Raw genomic sequence first — 22,105 nt, forward strand, 5'->3', positions numbered from 1 at the left:
TCCCGCAGGAAACCGGCTTTTGAAGTTGACGTTGCCGTTAGCGGGTGCCGGGCGCAGCCCGGCCGAAACCCGTACTTTTGCCGCATAATCAGCACATGACCGACGACCGCATCATCGGCGCCGGCGCCACCCGCGAGGATGACGCCGCCGACGCCAGCATCCGCCCCAAGCGGCTAGCCGACTACCTCGGCCAGGTGCCGGTGCGCGAGCAGATGGAAATCTACATCCAGGCGGCCAAGGGTCGTGGCGACGCGCTGGACCACGTGCTGATCTTCGGGCCGCCCGGCCTGGGCAAGACTACCCTCAGCCACGTCATCGCCAACGAGCTGGGCGTGGCCCTGCGGGTCACCTCCGGCCCGGTGATCGAGAAGGCCGGTGACCTGGCCGCGCTGCTGACCAACCTGCAGCCGCACGATGTGCTGTTCATCGACGAGATCCATCGCCTGTCGCCGGTGGTCGAGGAAGTGCTGTACCCGGCCATGGAAGATTTCCAGATCGACATCATGATCGGCGAGGGCCCTGCGGCCCGTTCGATCAAGATCGACCTGCCGCCGTTCACCCTGATCGGCGCCACCACCCGCGCCGGCCTGCTGACCGCGCCGCTGCGCGACCGCTTCGGCATCGTCCAGCGCCTGGAGTTCTACAGCGTCGAAGAGCTGACCCGGATCGTGCGCCGCTCGGCCAGCATCCTCGGCATCGACTGCACCGCCGATGGCGCTGGCGAGATCGCGCGCCGCGCGCGTGGCACGCCGCGTATCGCCAACCGCCTGCTGCGCCGCGTGCGCGACTATGCCCAGGTCAAGGCCGGTGGCCACATCGACGAGGCTGTCGCGCAGGCCGCGATGCAGATGCTGAAGGTTGACCCGGAGGGCTTCGACGAGCTCGATCGGCGCCTGCTGAAGACCATGGTCGATTACTTCGATGGTGGCCCGGTGGGCATCGAATCGCTGGCCGCGGCGCTGTCCGAGGAACGTGGCACGCTGGAAGACGTGGTCGAACCGTACCTGATCCAGCAGGGCTTCCTGGTGCGCACCGCGCGCGGCCGCATGGCCACACACAAGGCCTACCGGCACATGGGCCTGAAGCCGAAGAACCCGCCGCAGGACCTGTTCGCGGAGGTTCCCGATGTCGGTTGAGCCGCGATTCAGTTGGCCGACACGCATTTACTGGGAAGATACGGACGCTGGCGGGGTGGTCTACCACGCCCGCTACGTGGCCTTCATGGAACGGGCCCGGACCGAATGGATGCGTGCGCTGGGCTACGGCCAGGAGCGCATGCGCGCCGAGCACGGCATGGTCTTCGCGGTGCGCTCGATGCAGATGGATTTCATCAGGCCAGCACGGCTGGATGACACCCTGCAGGTGAGCGCCACGCTGGTCCAGCTGAAGAAGGCCAGCATGGTCTTCGACCAGCAGATCCTGCGCGACGGCGAGCTGCTGCTGTCGGCCCAGGTCCGCATCGCCGCACTGGAAGCGGCCAGTTTCCGCCCGCGCGGCATGGACGAATCCGTCCTTGCGGTGCTGCAACCCCACCTCCACCCCGAATCCGAACACTGAGGAACAACGGATGATCGCAACGCTCCTGGCCCTGCAGGCCACGGTCACCGAGGCACTGCCGGCCGACGTCAGCAACGCCGCGACACAGACCCTTGCCCAGGCCACCACCGGCGGCGGCATCAACTACCTCGAACTGATGGCCAAGGCCAGCCTGCCGGTGAAGATCATCGTGCTGCTGCTGCTGGTCGGCTCGTTCGTCAGCTGGGTGATCATTTTCCGCAAGGCCCGCGTGTTCAAGCAGGCCACCCGCGAAGCCGACGAGTTCGAGAACCGCTTCTGGTCCGGCGCCGACCTGGGCAAGCTGTACAGCTCGGCCACTGATCGCAGCCGCAACGTCGGCGGCCTGGAGGCGATCTTCGAAGCCGGCTTCCGCGAGTACACCCGCCTGCGCGACAAGCGCCGGCTGGATGGCCGTGCGCAGCTGGAAGGCGCACAGCGCGCCATGCGCACCACCTACACCCGCGAAGTGGACCAGCTCGAGCGCAACCTGGAACTGCTGGCCAACATCGGTTCGACCGCCCCGTACGTGGGCCTGGTCGGTACCGTGTTCGGCATCATGGTGACCATGCACGACATGATCAGCAGCGGCGCGCAGGCCGGCATCGCCGCCGTTGCGCCGGGTATTTCCGAAGCACTCTTTGCCACCGCCATCGGCCTGTTCGTGGCGATTCCGGCGGTGTGGGCCTACAACCGCTTCACCACCCGCGTGGAGCGCATGTCGGTGCGGTTCGAGACCTTCGCCGAAGAGTTCAGCTCCATCCTGCAGCGCCAGAGCGCTGGCGACGAGTAAGCGCCTGACCCGGGAGTCCAAGCCATGTCCGCTGCCATCGGTCGCCGCAAGCGCCGCAAGCTGAAATCGGAAATCAACGTCGTTCCCTACATCGACGTCATGCTGGTGCTGCTGATCATCTTCATGGTCACCGCGCCGCTGCTCACCCTGAGCTTCGACGTCGACCTGCCGCAGTCCAACGCCAAGGCGCTGGAAAGCAAGCAGGACCCGGTGATCGTCTCGGTACGCCAGGACGGCCAGCTCAGCCTTAAGCTGCCCGACGCCAAGGAACCGGCCGCCGTGTCGGCCGAGGAACTGGAAGGCCGCCTGGCCGGCATCGCCGCCCAGGACAAGGGCGTGCGCGTGATCGTCGCCGCCGACCGTGCCGTGGCCTATGAAAAGGTCATCGCCGCGATGGATGTGATCAAGCGCGCCAAGGTAGACAAGGTAGGCCTGGCCACCGATGCACGCTGACGCCCTGCCACCTCCGCATCAGCGCGAACCCGGCTGGGGCCTGCCCCTGGCGCTGGCGGTGCTGGTGCATCTGCTGGTCGCGCTGATCTTCATCGGCGCCTGGCTGTGGTCGCCCGAGCGCAACACCGATGCCGCTGCCGGCGACCCGTCGGTCGAGGCCAGCCTGGCGCTGTCCGCGTCCGAAGCGTCCGCCGCGCGCCAGGCGCTGCGCCAGTCGGAGAAGCTGGAAGACCTGCCGCCGCCGGTCGCCGAACCGATCCCGGTGCCGGAAGACACCGTGCCGCCCCCGCAGCCGATTCCCGAGCCGCGCCCGCAGGACGCGCCGACACCGCAGCAGCAACAGGCGCAGGAGCGTGTCGCGCAGCCGGATACCAAGGACCAGGAAGCGGCCAACGCGCTGGCCATCTCGCAGGAGAAGGCCAAGCAGGAGCAGGAAGCCAAGCGCCGCCAGGAGCAGATCGACCTGACCGAACGCAAGCGCCAGGAAGAAGCGGAGCAGAAGCTGCGCCTGGCCAAGCAGCAGGAAGAAGACGCCAAGAAGAAGCTGGCCGACCAGGCGCGTCAGGCTGCGGACAAGGCCGAGGCCGAGAAGCAGAAGAAGATCGCCGAGATCCGTGCCAAGCGTGAGCAGGCCGAGAAGGAAGCCAAGCTGGCCGAGCAGAAACTGCGCCAGGTGGCTGCCGCGCGCAATGCTGCCGGTACGGCCGCTGCCGGCGCCAGTGGTGCCGCGCAGCCGGCGGCCGGTGGCGGTGGCAACAGTGATGACCTGACCGCCAAGTACGCTGCGGCCATCCAGGCCAAGGTGCGCGACACCTGGACGCGTCCGGACAGCGTGCCGCTGGGGCAGAAGTGCCAGGTGACGATCACCCAGATTCCGGGTGGCCAGGTGCTGCAGGCCAAGGTTGGCGCCAACTGCCCCTATGACGAGGCCGGCAAGCGCTCGATCGAGGCCGCCGTGCTCAATGCCCAGCCGCTGCCGTACCGGGGCTTCGAGTCGGTGTTCAACCGCACGCTCAACCTGACCTTCACTGCGCAGGATTGATCGAGCGGGGCAGGGCGGCCGTCCGGTCGCCGCTGGCCCCGGCCACCATCAAGGTGGCCGCGACGTTAACGGTGCGTGAGAGCACGGGCTGGAACTGACCCGGAATTCACGTACCCTTGGTTCATGATTGCGAAGCGGTTCACTTCCGCTTTGCTATCCCTCGTTCCGGTTTCCCCCTATTGAGCGCTCCATGAAAAAGATGCCTCGCTGGCTTGCCGTGTTTGCGGCCCTGTTGCTGCCTTTCGCTGCCGTCGCGCAGCAGAAGGGGCTGGATATCGACATCATCGGCGGCAATGCCTCCGCGCTGCCGATCACCATCGTGCCGATGCCCTACCAGGGTTCGGCGGCTGCACCGCAGACCGACGTCGCCGGCGTGGTCCGCGCCGACCTCGAGCGTTCGGGCCAGTTCCGCACGCTGCCGGAAGCGCAGATCGTCGAAAAGCCGGTGCGCGGCGGCGACATCCAGTTCGCCACCTGGCGCGCGCTGAAGCAGAACTACATCGTGGTCGGCCGCGTGCTCGACGCCGGTGCAGGCGCCTACCGCGTCGAATACGAACTGTTCGACGTGCCCAAGGGCGAGCGCCTGCTGGGCCTGGCGATGACCGCCCGTGGCAATGCCATGCGTGACGTCGCCCACCAGATGGCCGATGCCATCTACGAGAAGATCACCGGTGTGCGCGGCGCCTTCTGGACCCGCATCGCCTACGTGACCGCCAGCGGCAAGGGCGACGCCATGCGCTATGCGCTGATGGTGGCCGACTCCGATGGCTACAACCCGCAGACCATCGTGCGTTCGGCCGAGCCGCTGCTGTCGCCGTCGTGGAGCCCGGATGGCGGCAAGCTGGCCTACGTCAGCTTCGAGCGTGGCAACTCGGCGATCTACATCCAGAACATCGCCACCGGCGCACGCGAGCTGGTCACCAGCTTCCGCGGCATCAACAGCGCCCCGGCGTTCTCGCCGGACGGCCGCAAGCTGGCCCTGACCCTGTCGCGTTCGGGTAATCCGGAAATCTACGTGATGGACCTGGGCAGCAAGCAGCTGACCCAGCTGACCAACCACTTCGCCATCGACACCGAGCCGACCTGGGCACCGGATGGCAGCGCGGTGTACTTCACCTCCGACCGCGGCGGCCGTCCGCAGGTCTACAAGGTTGGTGCGGGCGGCGGCAGCGCCGAGCGCGTGACCTTCCAGGGCAACTACAACGCCAAGCCCACCGTGTCCTACGATGGCAAGAAGATCGCCGTCGCCCAGGGTTCGGGCAACAGCTACAAGATCGCGATGATGGACAGCTCGCTGGGTTCGCCCCGCTGGAGCACGCTGTCCCCGGGTTCGCTGGATGAATCGCCGAGCTTCGCGCCCAACGCAAGCATGGTGTTGTACGCCGCCCGCGAAGGTGGCCGTGGTGTGTTGTATGCCGTTTCGGCCGATGCGCGGGTCCGCCAGCGCCTGGTCCTGGCCGATGGTGATGTGCGCGAACCGGCATGGTCCCCATACCGTACCCAGCGCTAAAAGAGTGTTAATATTTTCGCTGTCTTGAACCCCTCATCGGCCTAGGAGCCACAAAGGTATCGCCATGAACAAGTCCACCCGCGTTCTGCTTGTTTCCCTGCTGTCTGTGGCCGTCCTGGCCGGTTGCTCGAAGAAGGTGAAGGAAGAGCCGGCAGCCCCGGTTGACACCGGCACCTCGACCACCACCCCGACCGGCCCGTCGACCTCCGGCCTGTACGGCCCGGGCGACCTGGACACCGACGCTTGCCTGCGCCAGCGCGTTGTCTACTTCGACCTGGACAAGGAAGACGTGAAGCCGGAATTCCAGGCCATCATGGCGTGCCACGCCAAGTACCTGCGTGACCGTCCGTCCTCGCGCATCACCCTGCAGGGCCACACCGACGAGCGCGGTTCGCGCGCGTACAACCAGGCCCTGGGCGAGCGTCGTGGCAACGGCGTCAACTCGGCCCTGCAGGCCAACGGTGGTTCGGCTTCGCAGCTGACCGTCGTGTCCTACGGTGAAGAGCGTCCGGTCTGCACCGAGTCGAACGAGTCCTGCTGGTCGCAGAACCGTCGCGTCGAAATCGTCTACACCGCGCAGTAATCCATGCGCATTGGCATCAAACTGATGCTGGTCGTTGCGGCAGCCCTCGTGGCTGCCGTACCGGCGCATGCACAGCGACAGAGCCTGGCCGACCGTGTCGGCGCGCTCGAGCAGCAGATGTACAACAACAGTGCCAACCAGGACCTGTTGAACCAGATCAATCAGCTGCGGCAGCAGGTCACCAGCCTGCAGGCCTCGATCGAGCAGTTGCAGCACGACAACGCCCAGCTCAAGCAGTCCGCCCAGGACCAGTACCTGGATCTGGACAGCCGCCTGAACCGGTTGGAAGGGGGCAACGCCGCCCCGGCCCTGCCGCCTGTTCCGGCGACTGCGCCGAAGGCCGCTCCGGCCCCGGCAACCCCAGCAGCGGCGGCCACTTCCGAGCGGCCGCCTTCCGTCCATGGTGATGCCGGCAGCCTTGCCGCTACCGGCGACGAGCGCACCTCGTACAACGTGGCCTTCGAATCGCTGAAGGCCGGCAAGTACGACGATTCGGCGCAGCTGTTCCTGAGCTTCCTGCAGCTGTACCCGAACGGCGTCTACGCGCCGAACGCGCTGTACTGGCTGGGCGAGAGCTATTACGCCACCCGCAATTTCCCGATGGCCGAGACCCAGTTCCGTGAACTGCTCTCGCGCTATCCGACCCACGACAAGGCCGCTGGCGGCCTGCTCAAGGTCGGCCTCTCGCAGTATGGCGAGGGCAAGGTCGACCAGGCCCAGCAGACGCTGGAGACCGTCGTGGCGCAATACCCCGGCTCGGACGCCGCGCGCACCGCGCAGGACCGCCTGCAGTCGATCCGGCTGGGCAAGCAGATCCGCTGATCCGGCGTACAATACGTTCCCTGTAGAGCCGAGCCCCCGCTCGGCTGTTTGCGTTTCCGGCTGCCGTAACGCCGGCCGGGCTGCGTTGTCCCGGCCGGGCCATGCCGCCCGGTCGCTGCTGTAGAGCCGGGCCATGCTCGGCTGCTTTCGTTACCGGCCACGGTAGCCCCCCGCCACGTGCCCCACCAAGACGTACCCGCCATGACCGCCGTTATCCCGTCCAATGCCGTCGCCACCCCCAGCGACATCGTGCAGTCGCCGCTGCCACGCCTGAAGATCACCGAGATCTTCACCTCGCTGCAGGGCGAAGCCGATACCGCCGGCTGGCCGACCGTGTTCGTGCGCCTGACCGGCTGCCCACTGCGTTGCCAGTATTGCGACACCGCCTATGCCTTCCACGGCGGCACGTGGTGGGACATCGACGACATCGTGGCCGAGGTGCTGGCCCAGGGCGTGCGCCATGTCTGCGTGACCGGTGGCGAGCCGCTGGCGCAGAAGCGCTGCCTGGTACTGCTGCAGAAGCTGTGCGATGCCGGCATGGACGTCTCGCTGGAAACCTCCGGCGCGCTGGACGTCAGTGCAGTGGATCCGCGCGTATCGCGCGTGGTCGACATCAAGACCCCGGGTTCGGCCGAAGTGGCGCGCAACCGCTGGGACAACCTGCCGCTGCTGACTGCGCGCGACCAGATCAAGTTCGTCATCTGCAGCCGTGAGGATTACGACTGGGCCAAGGCCCTGCTGGCCGAGCACGAGCTGGTGAAGCGTTGCACCGTGTTCTTCTCGCCCAGCAAGGGCGAGATCAGCGCGCGCCAGCTGGCCGACTGGATCGTCGAAGACCGGCTGCCGGTGCGCTTCCAGATGCAGTTGCATAAAATCCTGTGGAACGACGAGCCGGGCCGGTGAGCCTGGGCGGCGTCCCCTGATGTAGTTCCGGCGCGGGACAGCGTGCTGGCTTTCCCCTCCCAACCGGATGTTTTACCCATGAAGAAGGCAGTCGTGCTTCTCTCCGGCGGCATGGATTCAGCCGCCGTCATCGCCATGGCCCAGGAACAGGGCTTCGCCGTGCATGCCCTGAGCGTGCGCTATGGCCAGCGCCACACCTCCGAACTGGATGCGGCCGCGCGCGTGGCCAAGGCGCAGGGCGTGGTCGCGCACAAGACCGTGGACGTGGACCTGCGCAGCATCGGCGGCTCGGCGCTGACCGACGACATCGACGTGCCCGAGGCCGGCGGTGCCGGCATCCCGGTCACCTACGTGCCGGCGCGCAACACCATCATGCTGTCGCTGGCCCTGGGCTGGGCCGAAGTGCTCGGCGCCAACGACATCTTCTGCGGCGTCAACGCCGTGGACTACTCCGGCTACCCGGACTGTCGCCCCGAGTTCGTGGCCGCGTTCCAGGCACTGGCCAACCTGGCCACCAAGTCGGGCGTGGAAGGCGCGGGCATCAAGGTGCACGCACCGCTGCAGTTCCTCAGCAAGGGCCAGATCGTCAGCGAAGGCGTGCGCCTGGGCGTGGACTTCGGTTTGACCGTGTCCTGCTACAACGCCGATGCCAACGGCGCCGCCTGTGGCCACTGCGACGCCTGCCGCCTGCGCGCGCAGGGCTTCGCCGAAGCCGGCGTGGCCGACCCGACGCTGTACGCCTGACCGCCTCTGGTAGTGCCGGCCGCTGGCCGGCTTCCCCGATGCATGTGAAATCCCGGATGGTGGATGCGAACCGCTCCCTCGGTGGGTGCGAACCGTTGGTTCGCACTCCCTGACCCGCCGGGCACAGCCCAGCGTTACCGCTGCCGCAACCACCCCGACGCTTCAATAAACGCCCGCACCGCCCCCGCATCGGCGTAGTCCAACTCGATCATCCGCGCGATCGCCGCCTTCTCATCCGCCTGCTGCTGCATGTACTCCTGCGCGATGCGATACCCGGCGTAATAGCCCACATCACTCACCCCGAACGGGTTGCGGGCGCTGTTGTGCAGCCAGTTATCCAAGGCATCGCCGTCCATCTCGGCGATGAAGCGCGTGCGGATCCCGGTCTCGCATCGCGCTGATGCGCCCGGCACGAACCGCACAACCGACGGGGCAGAGCCAGGCGATGTTGTCGGCGGCGAGCTGGGATGCGGTGGACGCTGTGTGGATCCAGCACGGGCAGGCCGGACGGAGCGTGCCGGCCCCTGGCCGGCGACCGCGGCACCCCCAGGCTTCGCGCGGCCCCTCAAAGTAGGGTAGAATGCCCACCCCGCCGAAAGGCTGGGGCAATGCAATGGGCCGTTAGCTCAGTCGGTAGAGCAGAAGACTTTTAATCTTTTGGTCGAAGGTTCGAATCCTTCACGGCCCACCAATTGCATCAATGATTTAGGCGCCCTTGCGGCGCCTTTTTCATATTTCCGGAAAAATTAAGTGGTTCCACGCTCGAGCACGTGCGGCTTATGAGGCAGTTGAACCACCGGCAGTTCGTGGTCGTATCGCTATCGCATCTCTTCGGTGACGTGACCATATGCGTTCTTGCGGTGCCTTCGGTGAGGCCCCGATGTTGTAGCCCACACAAGGCCAAACGCTTGGCGTCGGATGTGACCGACGCGAATACCTCGGTGATGACGCGATGGAGCGTCCCCCCAGTGGGTGAAGCTACCTGCCTGCGCCGCTGCTGGCCCATATCTTCATTTCCCGTCTGACGAATCAAAATTCTGCCGACATTGGCGGAATTCCTCCGCATGAGCCACTACCCATGTCCACATGGGAATCATCAGTACAAGAAGGTCCTTGCCCAGCGCTGTGATGCTGTACTCCACATGTGGCGGTACTTCGCGGAAATCCTGCCGGCTGATCAACCCGTCACGTTCCAATTGCCGGAGGGTGCGCGTAAGCATGCGCTGGGTGATCCCCTTCATCCGTCGCGCGACCTCGGCATGACGCAGCGTTCCATACACGCCAAGCGCATGGATGATACCCAGGGACCAGCGGCTACCAGCGTGCGCCAGAACCTCCCGGCGCAGTCCATCTTCGTCCTCGCTCATCCCGTCGCATATGGCTTGAGAGTGCCTTAGGAGTTCTTCCGGACTCATGAACGGTGCGGTCGGTATCATCGATGTGCCTTCTTACGTGTGGGCCATTAGGCGAGCAGAATCGCCGCCATCGTACACACACAAGGCGATTTCCATGTCATCTATCAGCACTACCCCCTCTCGGTCGATCCTGGTGCTCGGCGCAGGCGAGCTTGGAATGCCTGTCATCCGGAACCTTGCACGTTTGGCCGTAAGTCATCCAGGCACACGGATCAGTGTGATGCTACGGGTGACGTCGATCGACTCAGAACGGCCGGAGAAGCAGCGGGTGGTTGATGAAATCCGCGCCTTGGGGGTGAATATCGTTGCTGGCGATCTGGTAACTGAATCAGTAGAAGCGTTGGCGGCCACCTTCGCGCAGTTCGACACAGTGATTGGATGCACCGGCTATGCCGCAGGCCGCGATACGCCAATGAAGGTCGCGCGTGCGGCGGTGAAGTCTGGTATTCCCCGCTACTTCCCTTGGCAGTTCGGTGTCGATTTCGATGCCATTGGGCGCGGTGGCCCCCAGGATCTGTTCGACGCCCAGCTGGACGTGCGCGAGTATCTGCGTTCGCAGACTGCGATGGATTGGGTGATCATCTCCACTGGGATGTTCACCAGCTACCTCTTCGAGCCCGACTTCGGCGTGGTCGACCTGATTGGGCATAAAGTGAACGCCCTGGGTTCGGCGAGCAACGCGGTCACCTTGACCACGCCGGATGATATCGGCGCAATGACAGCGCGCATCGTGTTCCACACACCTGCGATCCGCAACGAGATCGTGTATCTGGCAGGTGACACCATCCGCTACGGCGACCTTCCGGATATTCTGCAGAAGGCGTTCGGCGAACCTTTCGAGCTGACGATCTGGGGTGTACCCCAGCTCATGCAGGAACTGGCTAACGACCCGGGCAACATGATAAAGAAGTATCGCGCGGCCTTTGCCCAAGGGAGGGGCGTTGCGTGGGATGTGGAGCGAACCTTCAATGCGAAGATCGGGGCCGAGCTGCAGGGCGTGCAGGCGTGGCTGGATTCCAACGTGCAGCGCTCCTGATTTGCCACTGGATTGTGAGGAGGCGCCTGGGCGCCTTTCTCATTGCCGTTCCCGACCGCACACTCACGATGGTTGTACGTCGCGGCACACCAGTTCGCCAACGACTCGGCAACCGGCGTCAAACGGTGGAGTCTTGGTCGTGGATCCCGTGCGTATCGCTTGAGACGCCGGAAAAATTGTCGAGTGAGCTTAGGACCTGCAATGGTTCCACGCTCGATGGGCGGAAAAATAGAGCGGCGCAACCGGTTGTTCTCAAAGGAAGCGCCAGCCTTCTTTTAATCTTTTGGTCGAAGGTTCGAATCCTTCACGGCCCACCATTGCACCAATGACCCAGGTCATTCGAAAAGGCACCGCCAAGCGGTGCCTTTTTTGTGCCGCTCGTCCAGGGCAATTACTTCGTCCGCGCAGTCTTCGCCTTAGCCGCCGCCGCGTCGGCAGCCTCCTGAGCGGCCGTTGCTGCCGCATTCGCAGAGCGTGCCGCCTCCGCTTGAGCCGCGTCGAAGTCGGCCTGCCGCTGTGCACGGGTTCTGCGTTCCCGTTCCATCGCTGCGGCAAAGCTCTCCGGATGCTTTGCAGCACAGGCCTCCTGCACCAGTTGCACGGCACGATCGGACAGCCCGGGCTGGATGTTGCCGAGCAGGCAGTCGGCGTACGGTACGGGCGCGGTCGGGCTGGCGGCCAGCGCGGCGATGAGCACGGCATTCAACATGTAAACCTCCTTGTAGGTTTCGAAGGGACTGGCGACCCGTCCGGCCCAAGTATGGACCGGTTATGGGTGCAACGGCGGCTACGCCGGGCGGATATCCCGGCATACCAGTTCCGCCAGCCCGCGGCAGGCGAAGAACAACCCATCGATTACCCCTTCATCCAGATGGCGGTCGGACGTGGCCATCGACCGGCAGCGTTCGGCGGCGTGCAGCATTTCCGCCACGGTCAGCATGCCGACGGCGGCACGTTCCGCGCGTGCCATTGCCTGATCACGATCCGGCGGCAGATCGGTTTCCGGCCAGGGCAGGCCGTCGGCGCCGTCGCCATCGCGGATGCGCTTGAGGCACCCCCAGAACGTGCTGAGATCCGGCGCGGGGTTGTCGTCGTCATTGACGCTGTCGGGGGGCAGTAGGGCGCTTGGGGCGGACGTCGGGTCATCTCGGATTCCTCGGCTCTTGGGCAGTAGCGCCACCGTGCAGGACGGGTGGCGGACGGTGCATGGCTGCAAGCCCGGAGACATCACGCAGTAACCGGCGGGTCCGAAAACCCCCACGCACCGCCCGCCATGAAGGCCGACGGATCGCGAACGCGACATATCCGTGCAGGCTCCCTGTAGAGCCGTGCCATGCTCGGCTGCGCCTCGCGTGGGGTGCTTAGCCGAGCGTGGGCTCGGCTCTACAGTGATCCATCCACGCAGGGTGCGGATCTACGCATCTGGCAGGGGTGTTGAGCGTGCCGAAGCCTCCAATGCCTACCGCTGGGCGCTATGCTCGGCCTCTTTCCCAGGATGGGTTTTCCCCATGCGTCTCATCGTGCTGCCGCTGTTGTTGTCCGCCATCTCCGCCGCACCCTTGATGGCGGCCGAGCCAGCGCTGGCCGCACAATCAGCCACCGCAACTCCACTGGTCATTGGCGAGACCTTCACCGTACAGTCGAAGGCGCTGGGCGAAACCCGCCGCATCAACGTCTACCGCCCGCAGCCGTGGGGCCTGGACCCGAAGACGCCGCTGCCGGTGCTCTACATGCCCGACGGTGGTATCGGCGAGGACTTCCTGCATGTGGCCGGGCTGGTGCAGGTACTGAGCGCCAACGGCAGCATGCGTCCGTTCCTGCTGGTCGGCATCGAGAACACCGAACGCCGCCGCGACATGACCGGCCCCAGCAAGGATCCGCAGGACCAGAAGATCGCGCCGCGCATCGGTGGCTCGGCGGCTTACCGCACGTTCCTGCGCGATGAACTGATGCCGCAGGTGCGCCAGCGCTACCCGACCACCGACGAGCGCGCGCTGATCGGCGAGTCGCTGGCTGGCCTGTTCGTGGTCGAGACGCTGCTGCAGGAACCGACGCTGTTCAACAGCTACATCGCGCTGGACCCCAGCCTGTGGTGGAACCGGGGAACGATGCTGGCGGGTGCAGCCAAGCAGCTGCCGGCAGTGACGCGTGCGCAGCCGAGCGTGTTCCTGGCCAGCAGCGGGCAGCCGGAGCTGGCAGCCTCTGCCGCGCAGCTGGCAACGCTGCTGGAGCAGCCCTCGCCGTCGCCGCTGGTGAAGTACCTGCCACTGCCGGAGGAAACCCACGCCACGATCTATCATCCGGCCGCATTGCAGGCGCTGCGCACGCTGTTCCCGGCACCGCCGCCGGCCTCGCCCTGACCGCACTGGCACCGCGTTGCGCGCCATGCAAGGATGCGGCAGCGGCGCCATCCGGTGCGCCGACCGCAACGGGAGCGTGTGGATGCAGCGTGTGCGTGGATGGAGTGTGGCGGCCTGCCTGGCCGTGAGTGGTTGTGCGATGTCGGTGGCACCGCCGGCAACGCAGAGTGAAGCGAAGGAAAGCGCGGCCACCGCTGCGCCGGGCGTGGTGCTGCCGGATACCGAAGCGCTGCGCGTGCACGATCCGGTCGGCCGCGATTATCCGGTCTGGGTGGCGTTGCCGGCCGACTACGCCGCACATCCGGAGAAGCACTACCCGGTGCTGTACGTGACAGACGCGCTGTACAGCTTCCCGCTGGTGCGCAGCGTGCGCAGCATGGTGGGGCAGAAGGGCGTCAACCTGGAGGATTTCATCCTGGTCGGGCTGCCTCCGCAGGAAGGCCTGACCTCGAAGCAGAGCCGCTCGCGGGACTACACGCCCAGCGACCCGGCGCGCACCGATCCGCGTGACTACAGTGATGACGTCAGCTATGGCGGCGCCGCGCATTACCGCGATTTCCTCGCCGAGCGCGTGCTGCCGATGATCGATGCGCGCTACCGCACCGATCCGGCACGGCGCGCCTATGCTGGCCATTCCTACGGCGGCCTGTTCGGCGCCTACGTGCTGACCACGCGTCCGGACATGTTCCGTACCTACATCCTGTCCAGCCCGTCGCTGTGGTTCGACAACCACCTTGTGCCGCGCCTGCAGGCCGAGGCCAGGGCGCCGACGCAGCCGACCACGGTGGTGCTGTCGGTGGGCAGCTTTGAAACGGTCAAGCCGGAACCGCGTTATTTCACCCGCAACGATATGCTGCGCCATAACGCCGAATTCGCAGAGCAGCTGCGCAACAGCGGGCGATCGTTGAAGGTGGAGAACATGGTGATCGACGACGAGGACCACTTCACGGTCTACCCGGACATGATCACCCGCGCGTTGTTGAAGGTGTTTCCGGGTACCGGGCCGTACAGCAGCGGTTGATCGGCGGTTGCAGCCACGCCGATGAGACGCGGATTCAGTAGATCCACGCCATGCGTGGATGAATGCCTCAGGCCGCCTGTGCGTCCGGTCCGGTCAGCACGCCCACGTCCGCGTGCCGGAAGCACAGGCGGATGGCATCCAGCAGTTCGCTCATGTTGTAGGGCTTGGGCAGGAAATGGATGCCGTCGCGCAGCTGTGGCAGCACGCGGTGCTGATCCATGCCCGAAGTGACCAGGATCGGCAGGTACGGATAAAGGTCGCGTACCTGGTTGGCGGCTTCAATCCCGCTCACCCGGCCCAGGTTGACGTCGGTGAACAGCAGGTCGAAGCGCTCACCGGCGGCCAGCAGGCCCAACGCGGCTTCGGCCGAGCTGACGCCCACCACGTGGCAGGCCTGGCTTTCCAGCGCCAGCCGGCTCAGTTCGCGGGTTTCCTCCGCGTCCTCGATCAGCAGGACGCGGGGTTCAACGTGGCGCTTGGACAGCAACATGACGCGACAACTCCGGACAGCAACGGTGAAAAGGCGCGCAAGTATGCGCAAGCCGGTAGTGATACCGGCGTGCACGGCAGGCTAAGTGGGCGTTACAGGCGTGTCGGGCGGCGACGACGCCTGTGCCAGGCCAGCGCGGCCACCGCCAGCAGGGCCGTGCCGATGCGCAGGCTGGTGGCCTGCCAGCCCAATGCGGTGGCGTCATCGAGGCTGAACACATTCCAGGCCAGGTTCATCGAAACGTGCAGCACCAGGCCGCACCACAGGGTGTCGCCGTCGAGGTGGTCGAGCCAGGCGAAGATGAAGCCACCGAAGGCGATCACCGCGCCGATGAACAGCGCGGTGCCACCGCCCTCGAAACCGCCGAAACCGAGCCAGTGCACCCAGCCGAACAGCAACGCCTGCGGCAGTGCGAGCAGGGGCCACGGGCCGCGCACGATCTTCACCAGCAGGATGAAACCCAGGCCGCGGAACAGCATCTCTTCGGCCACGGGGAACAGTACCGCGAGCATCGCTGCGTCCAGGACGGTCAGTGCGGTGTTAGGTGTGCCCAGCAGGGCCAGGCCGAGCCAGCAGGGCAGGCTGGCCAGCAGCACGCACAGCGGTCCGCTCCAGCCGCTGCCGTGCAGCCCGAGACTGGCGAACAGGCCCACGCCGCGGGGGCGCAGCAGCGCGGCCAGCAACAGCGCCAGCAGTACGGCCAGTGCATTGTCGAGCAGGCTACCGCCATAGGGGATGGGCAGCGCAGGAATCGGTGCACCGATGGCCGCGGCGATATCGCGCAGGTTCAGGCCAAGGCCAACGGCCAGCAGCACCAGCAACAGGCGCACCGGATTGGGCAGGCGGGACAGCATGGTCATGCGCGCACTCCCTGCGGGACAAGGCCGCAGTGTCGGGCCGGCCGCTTCCGCCGGCACGCGCCGGAAGTCCCTGTGCCATCGGTCATGTGTTGCCGCACAGTCATCGCAGGGCAGGTACAGTCGATGCCAGACCGACAGGAGCAATGCCCATGCTGTGCCCCGTATGCACGACCCAGACCCTGCAGATGGCCGAACGCCATGGCATCGAGATCGACTACTGCCCGGGTTGCCGTGGCGTGTGGCTGGACCGTGGCGAGCTGGACAAGATCATCGAGCGCGCCGGAGCGGCGGTGCCGCCACCTGCGCCTGTGCAGCAGCAGCGGGCTTCCACGCCGCCGCCGGTGATGCACCGTGACACGCGTCATCTCGGCCAGCGCTACGAAGACAACCGCGGCCAGCAGCATGGGCACGGCTACAAGAAAAAGAAGAAGGACAGCTTCCTGTCCGAACTGTTCGATTTCTGAGCGGTTCGCTCTTCGTAGAGTCGAGCTTGCTCGACTGCTCCGCTCTTCGTAGAGTCGAGCTTGCTCGACTGGCTGTTCCGACAGTAGTCGAGCAAGCTCGACTCTACGGGGCCGTGATCACGGCCGGCGCAGGATGAACTCGCGGTCGTGGGTCTCGCCGACGATGAATTCATACTCGCCCACCTTGCTGCAGCCATAGCGTGCGTAGAAGCGCTGCGCACCGAAGTTCTCTTCCCACACGCCCACCCACAGGGTGCGGCGCTGCGGGTGGTCCAGCCACGCCATGAACGCGTCCATCAGGCGCGCGCCATGACCGCCGTTCTGGTAGTCGGCCAGGATGTAGAAACGCTTCAGTTCAATGTCGCCCTCGCGTGCCTCGGCATGCGGCAGGGTGTTGGCACCGGCGGCCATGTAGCCGACCACGTTGCCGCCATCCATCAGCAGCCAGACCGCACTGCGTGGGTCGGACAGCTCGGCGCGCTGCGGTTCGCTGCTGTAGTGCGCCTGCAGGAAATCGCGCAGTTCCTGCGGCGGGTACGAGTCACCCCAGGTCTCGTTGTAGGTGGTGATGGCGATGGCCGACAGCGCTTCGACATCGGACAGGGTGGCGCGGCGGATCTGCAACGACATGGTGGGGCCTGCATTGGAACGTGGCGCAGTGTAGCCGGCCCCGGCGCCTGCCGGGGCTGGCGGTTGCTCACACTCCGCTGCTCAGAACCACATGCGCACGCCGGCCACCCAGCGCGTGTCGCGCGCGTGGTCACCGGCGTAATCGGCGGTGTCGCCAAACGTGCGTTCGTGGCTGATGCCGATGTACGGCGCGAAGCGGCGGCTGAACTCGTAGCGCAGGCGCAGGCCGGCTTCCACCTTGTTCAGGCCGCGGCCGATGCCGTACTCCGGTTCGTCCCTGGCCGCCACGGTGGCTTCCAGCAACGGCTGCAGGATCAGGCGATTGGTCAGCAGCACGTCGTACTCGACTTCGGCCTTGGCCAGTACCTGGCCGCCGGAGCCCATGTAGAGCGTGGCCGAGCTCTCGAACTTGTACGGCGCCAGGCCCTGGATGCCGAGCGCGGCCCAGGTGCGCGAGTCAGCCGGCCGGAAGTCCTGGCGCACGCCGATCAGCACGTCCCACCAGGGCGACACACTGCGGCCGTATAGGGCTTCCAGCGATGACGACTCGGTGCGGCCACGGCTGCGTTCGCCATCGGTGCGCAGCCACAGGCGATTGATGTTGCCGCCGATCCAGCCGGTCGCTTCCCAGGCCTGGCCGTTGCCGCTCTTGCCGTCCCAGTGTTCGAGGCGGTCGATCAGCAGCAGGCTGTTGATCTCCGGCGCATGTTCCATCGCGCCGTGTGCGATCGGTGGAAAGGCGGCGGCGCGGTCGGCGTCGGTCGGGATCGGGATCGGCTCGCGTGGCTCGGTCGGTGCAGGCGATCCGTGGCCCATCGCGGCGTGGTCCATCGTTGAATGATCCATCGAGGAATGATCCATCGTCGCCGGCTGCGTCGTACCGTGATCCATCTTCGAGTGATCCATCTTCGAATGATCAACCGGTTCGACCGGCGTCTTCGTGGCTTTCGCAGGCGCATCCATCGCGGCCATGTCATGGCCGGCATGCGACTGCGCGAATACCGGAAGTGCAGTCGCCAGGCCCAGGGCCAGCAGGCTGGGGGAAAGCAGTGTGCGGCTCATTCTTCGATCCTCACTTCGCGCATCATGCCTGCTTCCATGTGGTACAGCAGGTGGCAGTGGTAAGCCCAGCGACCGAGTGCGTCGGCGCGCACGCGATAGCTGCGGCGGGTGCCCGGCGGCATGTCGATGGTGTGCTTGCGCACCTGGAATTGGCCCTGTGCGTCTTCCAGGTCGCTCCACACGCCGTGCAGGTGGATCGGGTGCTGCATCATGGTGTCGTTGACCAGCACGATGCGCATGCGTTCGCCGTAGTTCAGCCGCAGCGGCTCGGCGCTGGCGAACGGGATGCCATCGAACGACCAGGAGAATTTCTCCATGTGGCCGGTCAGGTGCAGCTCGATCTCGCGGCCCGGTTCACGCCCATCCGGGTCCTCGAACAGGCTGCGCATCGCGCCGTAGGTCAGCACCTGGCGGCCGTTGTCGCGCAGGCCGATGCCCGGATCGTCCAGTCTGGGTTCGGTGGCTGAGCTCTGCATGTCCACCAGCGGGTTGTTGCGCTCGCTGGCCGGGTGCTTCGGTGCCTTGCTGGCGGTATCGCTGCCACCGCCATGTGCGCCGTGGCCCATGCTGGCACCGCAGCCGCCTTCCATGCTTTTCATCGCGGCCATGTCGTGGCCAGCGTGGCCGCCCATGTCATGCCCTGCCATGTCGTGCCCCATGTCCGACATCGTCAGCAACGGGCGCGGATCACGCGCCGGAATCGGTGCCTGCAGGCCATGGCGCACCGCCAGCGTGCCGGCGGCAAAGCCGGTGCGGCCCATGTCCTGGCAGAAAAGGGTGAACGCATCCTGGCCAGTGGGCTCCACCAGTACGTCATAGGTCTCGGCCGGTGCGATGCGGAACTCGTCGATGCTGACCGGATGGATGTACTGGCCGTCGGCGGCGACCACGGTCATCTTCAGCCCGGGGATGCGCACGTCGAAGTAGGTCATCGAGGCGCCGTTGATGAAGCGCAGCAGTACCTTCTCGCCGCTGCGGAACAGCCCGGTCCAGTTGCCGGCCGGCGCGGTACCGTTCATCAGGTAGGTGTAGGTGTGCGCGTTGATGTCGGAGATGTCGGTCGGGGTCATTCGCATCCGCCCCCACATGACACGGTCGGACAGTGCGGCCGACCAGCCGTCGCGTTTCACGTCGCGCAGGAGGTCCGGCAGCGTGCGCTTGTAGTAGTTGTCGTGCTCGGCGAGCTTCTTCATGCGCCGGAACAACGCACCCGGGTCCATGTCGGTCCAGTCCGACAGCAGGATCACGTGCTCGCGGTCGTGGTGGTACGGTGCCGGCTCGGCCGGGTCGATGATCAGCGCGCCGTACAGGCCGGCCTGCTCCTGGAACATCGAGTGGCTGTGGTACCAGTAGGTGCCCGACTGCTTGAGGTCGAAATGATAGTGGTAGGTCTCGCCGGGACCGATGCCGTTGAAGCTCAGGCCGGGCACGCCGTCCATGTTGGCCGGCAGCAGGATGCCGTGCCAGTGGATCGAGGTCGGGTGGCGCTGCAGCGTGTTGCGCACGAACAGGTCCACGCTCTGGCCTTCGCGCCAGCGCAGGATCGGTGCCGGCAGCGAGCCGTTGACGGTGATCGCCGGGCGGGTGCGGCCGGTGAAGTTGGCCAGCGATTCGCCGATGGACAGCTCGACGCGGGTGTCGCTGAGCACGGCGGGGGCGCCGGCCAGGCGCGGCGTGGACGTGGCGGCGGCGAGCGCGCGCTGCGGCACGCCGACGGCGGCAATGCCGGCGACGACGCCACCGGCGGCCAGGCCCTGCACGAACAGGCGGCGCGACGGCATGGGCACAGCGCCCGGGCCGGGGGGAATGCGGGTATTCATGGTGGTGACTCCAGACACGGATAGATGCCGGCAAACAGCCGGCTCTGGTGCGCAGCGCGCACGGTACGCGTGGAATCAGCCGATGGGAGGGCGCGAGATCGGCGGCAGTGGCGGCGCCGGGCGGCCATTGGCCGGCATCGGTTGCGGTGCCAGCGACAATGCCGGGCCGGCCAGGTACGGCAGGGGTTGCACCACCAGCAACGGGTGCTGCGCGCAGCTGCGCACGCAGTCCTTGATCTGGCAATGGGCGTCGTGGGCGGGGGCCTTGGCCTGCGGAGCCTGTTCGGCCTGCATGCCGGCGTGGTGGTGGCAGTCGGCCTCGCCGTCTTCGGCGGCGGCGGCCACGGCATGGGCCATCCGGCCCATCTCCTCGTGACCACTGGCCATGGCCGCGTTCAGCCCGTTGAGCAACAGGCTGAGCATGAGCACGACACGGAGCAGGGTCGAGGCCAGGGACATGGACGCCAATTTAGCCGCAAGCGGGCGCGGATGCACTTCTGGCTGAATGGCCGGTTCAAGGTTGGAGCAGCACCAGGGTGGGATTTGTAGCGTCGAGCTTGCTCGACTGCTCCTGGCGTGGAATCAACAGCAGTCGAGCAAGCTCGACTCTACAAACGGGATCGCCATTACCCTTCCTCGCGCACGATCTCCACCAGGCGCGGGCCGTAGCGGCTGAGCTTGGTGCCGCCGATGCCGCCGACCCGGGCCAGTTCATCCAGGCTGGTCGGGCGCTGCTCGGCGATGTTGCGCAGGGTGCTGTCGTGGAAGATCACGAAGGCCGGCACGTTCTGTTCACGCGCCAGTTCGGCGCGCAGGCCGCGCAGGGCGTTGAACAGGGCAAGGTCCTGCGGCAGCACCGACAGGCCGGTGCGCTGCGCGCTGCGTTCGCGGCCGCTGCTGGTGCTGGCGGCATCGCGGCGCATGCTGATCTGGCGGCGGCCGGTCAGTACGGCGCGGCTGGCATCGGTCAGGCGCAGGCCGCCGTGGCCTTCGCTGTCCACTTCCAGCAGGCTGGCGGCCACCAACTGGCGGAACACGCTGCGCCAGGTGCGCGCATCCAGGTCGCGGCCGATCGCATAGGTGCTCAGCTTGTCGTGGCCCTGCTGCTTGACCTTCTCGTTCTCGCTGCCGCGCAGGATGTCGATCAGATGGCCGACGCCAAAGCGCTGGCCACTGCGGTAGACGCAGCTCAGCGCCTTCTGTGCGGGGACGGTGGCGTCCCAGGCGGCCGGCGGGGTCAGGCAGTTGTCGCAGTTGCCGCAGGGCTGCGGATAGGTCTCGCCGAAACCGGCCAGCAGCACCTGGCGGCGGCACTGCATGGATTCGCAGTAGCCCAGCAGGTGGTCGAGCTTGGAACGCTCCAGCTGCTTGCGCTCTTCGCTGGCCTCGGACTGCTCGATCATCTGCTTGAGCAGCACTACGTCGCCCAGGCCATAGCACAGCCAGGCCTCGGCGGCCTCGCCATCGCGGCCGGCGCGGCCGGTTTCCTGGTAATAGCCTTCCATCGACTTGGGCAGGTCGGTATGCGCCACGAAGCGCACGTCCGGCTTGTCGATGCCCATGCCGAAAGCGATGGTGGCGCACATCACGATGCCGTCTTCGCGCAGGAAGCGGCGCTGGTTGTTGGCGCGGACCTCCGGCGGCAGGCCGGCGTGGTAGGGCAGGGCATTGAAGCCCTGGCCGCAGAGGAATTCAGCGGTTTCCTCGACCTTGCGCCGTGACATGCAGTAAACGATGCCGGCCTCGCTGCGGTGGCCACGCAGGAAATCGGTCAGCTGCTTGCGGGCGTTGTCCTTCTGAACCACGGTGTAACGGATGTTGGGACGGTCGAACGAGCTGACGAAGTGGCGGGCCTCGGCCAGGTCCAGGCGCTCGGCGATCTCGCGTTGGGTGGGCGGGTCGGCGGTGGCGGTCAGCGCGATGCGCGGAATGTCCGGCCAGCGCTCGTGCAGGACGGTCAGCTGGCGGTATTCGGGGCGGAAATCGTGGCCCCACTGCGACACGCAGTGCGCCTCGTCGATGGCGAACAAGGAGATGTGGCTGCGTGACAGCAGCGACAGGAAGCGGCCGGTCAGCAGGCGCTCGGGCGCGACATAGAGCATGTCCAGTTCGCCGGCCAGAAGTTCGCGTTCGACGCGACCGGCGGTTTCGGCGTCCAGGGTCGAATTCAGGTACTCGGCGCGCACGCCGAGCTGGCGCAGCGCCTCGACCTGGTCCTGCATCAGCGCGATCAGCGGCGAGATGACGATGCCGCAACCGTCACGCAGCAGGGCCGGCACCTGGTAGCACAGCGATTTGCCGCCGCCGGTGGGCATCAGCACCAGGGCATCGTGACCGGCAGCCACGTGCTCCACGATGTCCTGCTGCGGACCACGGAAGTCGTCGTAACCAAAGACGCGTTGGAGCAGGTCGTGCGCGGGACGGGAAGCCATCCGGGTAGTTTACCCCGGCGGGGGGGCTCGGCAGGGCTGCGCCCTGCACCTGCTCCAGGCCAGATCAACGTCAAAGGCAACAGCTGGCTCTGGGGTGTCTGCTGGTTGGGC

The 22,105-nt window shown here is 66.3% G+C and carries 24 protein-coding genes, 1 tRNA gene and 1 pseudogene; 15 read left to right on the plus strand and 11 right to left on the minus strand.

Annotation, left to right across the window (positions count from 1 at the left end):
* Nucleotides 1–95: 95 nt before the first annotated feature.
* The 10 genes from ruvB (at nucleotide 96) to queC (ending at nucleotide 8,404) form a co-directional block, all read left to right on the plus strand.
* Nucleotides 96–1,136 carry a Holliday junction branch migration DNA helicase RuvB gene (gene ruvB / locus N7590_RS09980; protein WP_008264609.1) on the plus strand — a complete coding sequence of 347 codons (1,041 nt, stop codon included), beginning with the start codon at nucleotides 96–98 and terminating at the stop codon, nucleotides 1,134–1,136.
* Nucleotides 1,126–1,557 carry a tol-pal system-associated acyl-CoA thioesterase gene (gene ybgC, locus N7590_RS09985; RefSeq protein ID WP_006438800.1) on the plus strand — a complete coding sequence of 144 codons (432 nt, stop codon included), beginning with the start codon at nucleotides 1,126–1,128 and terminating at the stop codon, nucleotides 1,555–1,557. The genes ruvB and ybgC overlap by 11 nt, the downstream gene beginning before the upstream one ends.
* 10 nt (nucleotides 1,558–1,567) lie before the next feature.
* Entirely contained in the window at nucleotides 1,568–2,347 is a 780-nt protein-coding gene (gene tolQ / locus N7590_RS09990) for a protein TolQ (RefSeq protein WP_006438802.1), read from the plus strand.
* A 24-nt stretch (nucleotides 2,348–2,371) separates the two neighbouring features.
* Nucleotides 2,372–2,800: a protein TolR gene (gene tolR, locus N7590_RS09995; protein ID WP_006438804.1), complete on the plus strand. Its 429-nt coding sequence runs from the start codon at nucleotides 2,372–2,374 to the stop codon at nucleotides 2,798–2,800.
* Entirely contained in the window at nucleotides 2,790–3,842 is a 1,053-nt protein-coding gene (tolA, locus tag N7590_RS10000) for a cell envelope integrity protein TolA (protein WP_053511480.1), read from the plus strand. The genes tolR and tolA overlap by 11 nt, the downstream gene beginning before the upstream one ends.
* A 190-nt stretch (nucleotides 3,843–4,032) precedes the next feature.
* Entirely contained in the window at nucleotides 4,033–5,352 is a 1,320-nt protein-coding gene (tolB, locus tag N7590_RS10005; protein ID WP_006438808.1) for a Tol-Pal system beta propeller repeat protein TolB, read from the plus strand.
* Nucleotides 5,353–5,416: 64 nt separating this feature from the next.
* The gene (gene pal, locus N7590_RS10010) at nucleotides 5,417–5,935 is read left to right on the plus strand and encodes a peptidoglycan-associated lipoprotein Pal (protein WP_005410748.1); all 519 of its coding nucleotides are present in this window, start codon (nucleotides 5,417–5,419) and stop codon (nucleotides 5,933–5,935) included.
* 3 nt (nucleotides 5,936–5,938) lie between these two features.
* A complete protein-coding gene (ybgF, locus tag N7590_RS10015; RefSeq protein WP_279935438.1) occupies nucleotides 5,939–6,757 on the plus strand; it encodes a tol-pal system protein YbgF in 819 nt (272 codons plus the stop codon).
* 201 nt (nucleotides 6,758–6,958) lie between these two features.
* Nucleotides 6,959–7,660, plus strand: coding sequence for a 7-carboxy-7-deazaguanine synthase QueE (gene queE / locus N7590_RS10020; protein WP_164242869.1), 702 nt, complete (start codon nucleotides 6,959–6,961; stop codon nucleotides 7,658–7,660).
* A 78-nt stretch (nucleotides 7,661–7,738) separates the two neighbouring features.
* Nucleotides 7,739–8,404 (plus strand): 7-cyano-7-deazaguanine synthase QueC, encoded by a 666-nt coding sequence (gene queC, locus N7590_RS10025; RefSeq protein WP_014038216.1) that lies wholly within the window; start codon nucleotides 7,739–7,741, stop codon nucleotides 8,402–8,404.
* Nucleotides 8,405–8,538: 134 nt separating this feature from the next.
* Here queC and N7590_RS10030 read toward each other — a convergent pair.
* Nucleotides 8,539–8,784: pseudogene (locus N7590_RS10030) on the minus strand (hypothetical protein); the annotation flags it as partial.
* A gap of 235 nt (nucleotides 8,785–9,019) precedes the next feature.
* Here N7590_RS10030 and N7590_RS10035 point away from each other — a divergent pair.
* Nucleotides 9,020–9,095: transfer RNA gene (locus N7590_RS10035), tRNA-Lys, on the plus strand.
* A gap of 319 nt (nucleotides 9,096–9,414) precedes the next feature.
* Here the strand turns inward: N7590_RS10035 and N7590_RS10040 are convergent.
* Entirely contained in the window at nucleotides 9,415–9,771 is a 357-nt protein-coding gene (locus N7590_RS10040; protein ID WP_233614865.1) for a helix-turn-helix domain-containing protein, read from the minus strand.
* Nucleotides 9,772–9,913: 142 nt separating this feature from the next.
* Between N7590_RS10040 and N7590_RS10045 the strand changes: the two genes are divergently transcribed.
* Nucleotides 9,914–10,855: an aromatic alcohol reductase gene (locus N7590_RS10045; protein WP_164241911.1), complete on the plus strand. Its 942-nt coding sequence runs from the start codon at nucleotides 9,914–9,916 to the stop codon at nucleotides 10,853–10,855.
* A 391-nt stretch (nucleotides 10,856–11,246) separates the two neighbouring features.
* Here N7590_RS10045 and N7590_RS10050 read toward each other — a convergent pair whose 3' ends face one another.
* Nucleotides 11,247–11,564: a hypothetical protein gene (locus N7590_RS10050; protein ID WP_053511475.1), complete on the minus strand. Its 318-nt coding sequence runs from the start codon at nucleotides 11,562–11,564 to the stop codon at nucleotides 11,247–11,249.
* Between the two features lie 78 nt (nucleotides 11,565–11,642).
* Nucleotides 11,643–12,083 (minus strand): hypothetical protein, encoded by a 441-nt coding sequence (locus tag N7590_RS10055; RefSeq protein WP_230078976.1) that lies wholly within the window; start codon nucleotides 12,081–12,083, stop codon nucleotides 11,643–11,645.
* 280 nt (nucleotides 12,084–12,363) lie between these two features.
* Here N7590_RS10055 and N7590_RS10060 point away from each other — a divergent pair, with 280 nt between their 5' ends.
* Nucleotides 12,364–13,215 (plus strand): alpha/beta hydrolase-fold protein, encoded by an 852-nt coding sequence (locus N7590_RS10060; RefSeq protein WP_164242912.1) that lies wholly within the window; start codon nucleotides 12,364–12,366, stop codon nucleotides 13,213–13,215.
* Nucleotides 13,216–13,297: 82 nt separating this feature from the next.
* The gene (locus tag N7590_RS10065; protein ID WP_164242911.1) at nucleotides 13,298–14,236 is read left to right on the plus strand and encodes an alpha/beta hydrolase-fold protein; all 939 of its coding nucleotides are present in this window, start codon (nucleotides 13,298–13,300) and stop codon (nucleotides 14,234–14,236) included.
* A gap of 67 nt (nucleotides 14,237–14,303) precedes the next feature.
* Here the strand turns inward: N7590_RS10065 and N7590_RS10070 are convergent, their stop codons facing one another.
* Entirely contained in the window at nucleotides 14,304–14,726 is a 423-nt protein-coding gene (locus N7590_RS10070; protein ID WP_006438906.1) for a response regulator, read from the minus strand.
* 92 nt (nucleotides 14,727–14,818) lie between these two features.
* Nucleotides 14,819–15,586 (minus strand): CPBP family glutamic-type intramembrane protease, encoded by a 768-nt coding sequence (locus tag N7590_RS10075; RefSeq protein WP_279935440.1) that lies wholly within the window; start codon nucleotides 15,584–15,586, stop codon nucleotides 14,819–14,821.
* A 149-nt stretch (nucleotides 15,587–15,735) separates the two neighbouring features.
* On the opposite strand from N7590_RS10075, the gene N7590_RS10080 reads away from it, so the two are divergent.
* Nucleotides 15,736–16,050 carry a zf-TFIIB domain-containing protein gene (locus N7590_RS10080; RefSeq protein WP_164242909.1) on the plus strand — a complete coding sequence of 105 codons (315 nt, stop codon included), beginning with the start codon at nucleotides 15,736–15,738 and terminating at the stop codon, nucleotides 16,048–16,050.
* 117 nt (nucleotides 16,051–16,167) lie between these two features.
* Here N7590_RS10080 and N7590_RS10085 read toward each other — a convergent pair whose 3' ends face one another.
* From N7590_RS10085 to recQ, 5 genes are all read right to left on the minus strand, one after another.
* The gene (locus N7590_RS10085; protein ID WP_053511471.1) at nucleotides 16,168–16,680 is read right to left on the minus strand and encodes a GNAT family N-acetyltransferase; all 513 of its coding nucleotides are present in this window, start codon (nucleotides 16,678–16,680) and stop codon (nucleotides 16,168–16,170) included.
* 81 nt (nucleotides 16,681–16,761) lie between these two features.
* Complete coding sequence (locus N7590_RS10090; RefSeq protein WP_164242908.1) at nucleotides 16,762–17,742, minus strand: copper resistance protein B; 981 nt, start codon at nucleotides 17,740–17,742, stop codon at nucleotides 16,762–16,764.
* The gene (locus N7590_RS10095) at nucleotides 17,739–19,562 is read right to left on the minus strand and encodes a copper resistance system multicopper oxidase (protein WP_164242907.1); all 1,824 of its coding nucleotides are present in this window, start codon (nucleotides 19,560–19,562) and stop codon (nucleotides 17,739–17,741) included. The genes N7590_RS10090 and N7590_RS10095 overlap by 4 nt, the downstream gene beginning before the upstream one ends.
* 75 nt (nucleotides 19,563–19,637) lie before the next feature.
* On the minus strand, nucleotides 19,638–20,021 hold the full coding sequence (locus N7590_RS10100) for a CopL family metal-binding regulatory protein (protein ID WP_164242906.1): 384 nt from the start codon (nucleotides 20,019–20,021) through the stop codon (nucleotides 19,638–19,640).
* A 167-nt stretch (nucleotides 20,022–20,188) separates the two neighbouring features.
* Entirely contained in the window at nucleotides 20,189–21,994 is a 1,806-nt protein-coding gene (recQ, locus tag N7590_RS10105) for a DNA helicase RecQ (RefSeq protein WP_053511467.1), read from the minus strand.
* Nucleotides 21,995–22,105 lie beyond the last annotated feature (111 nt).

The sequence above is a fragment of the Stenotrophomonas sp. GD04024 genome, from assembly GCF_029837545.1.
Classification (GTDB): Bacteria; Pseudomonadota; Gammaproteobacteria; order Xanthomonadales; family Xanthomonadaceae; genus Stenotrophomonas; species Stenotrophomonas forensis.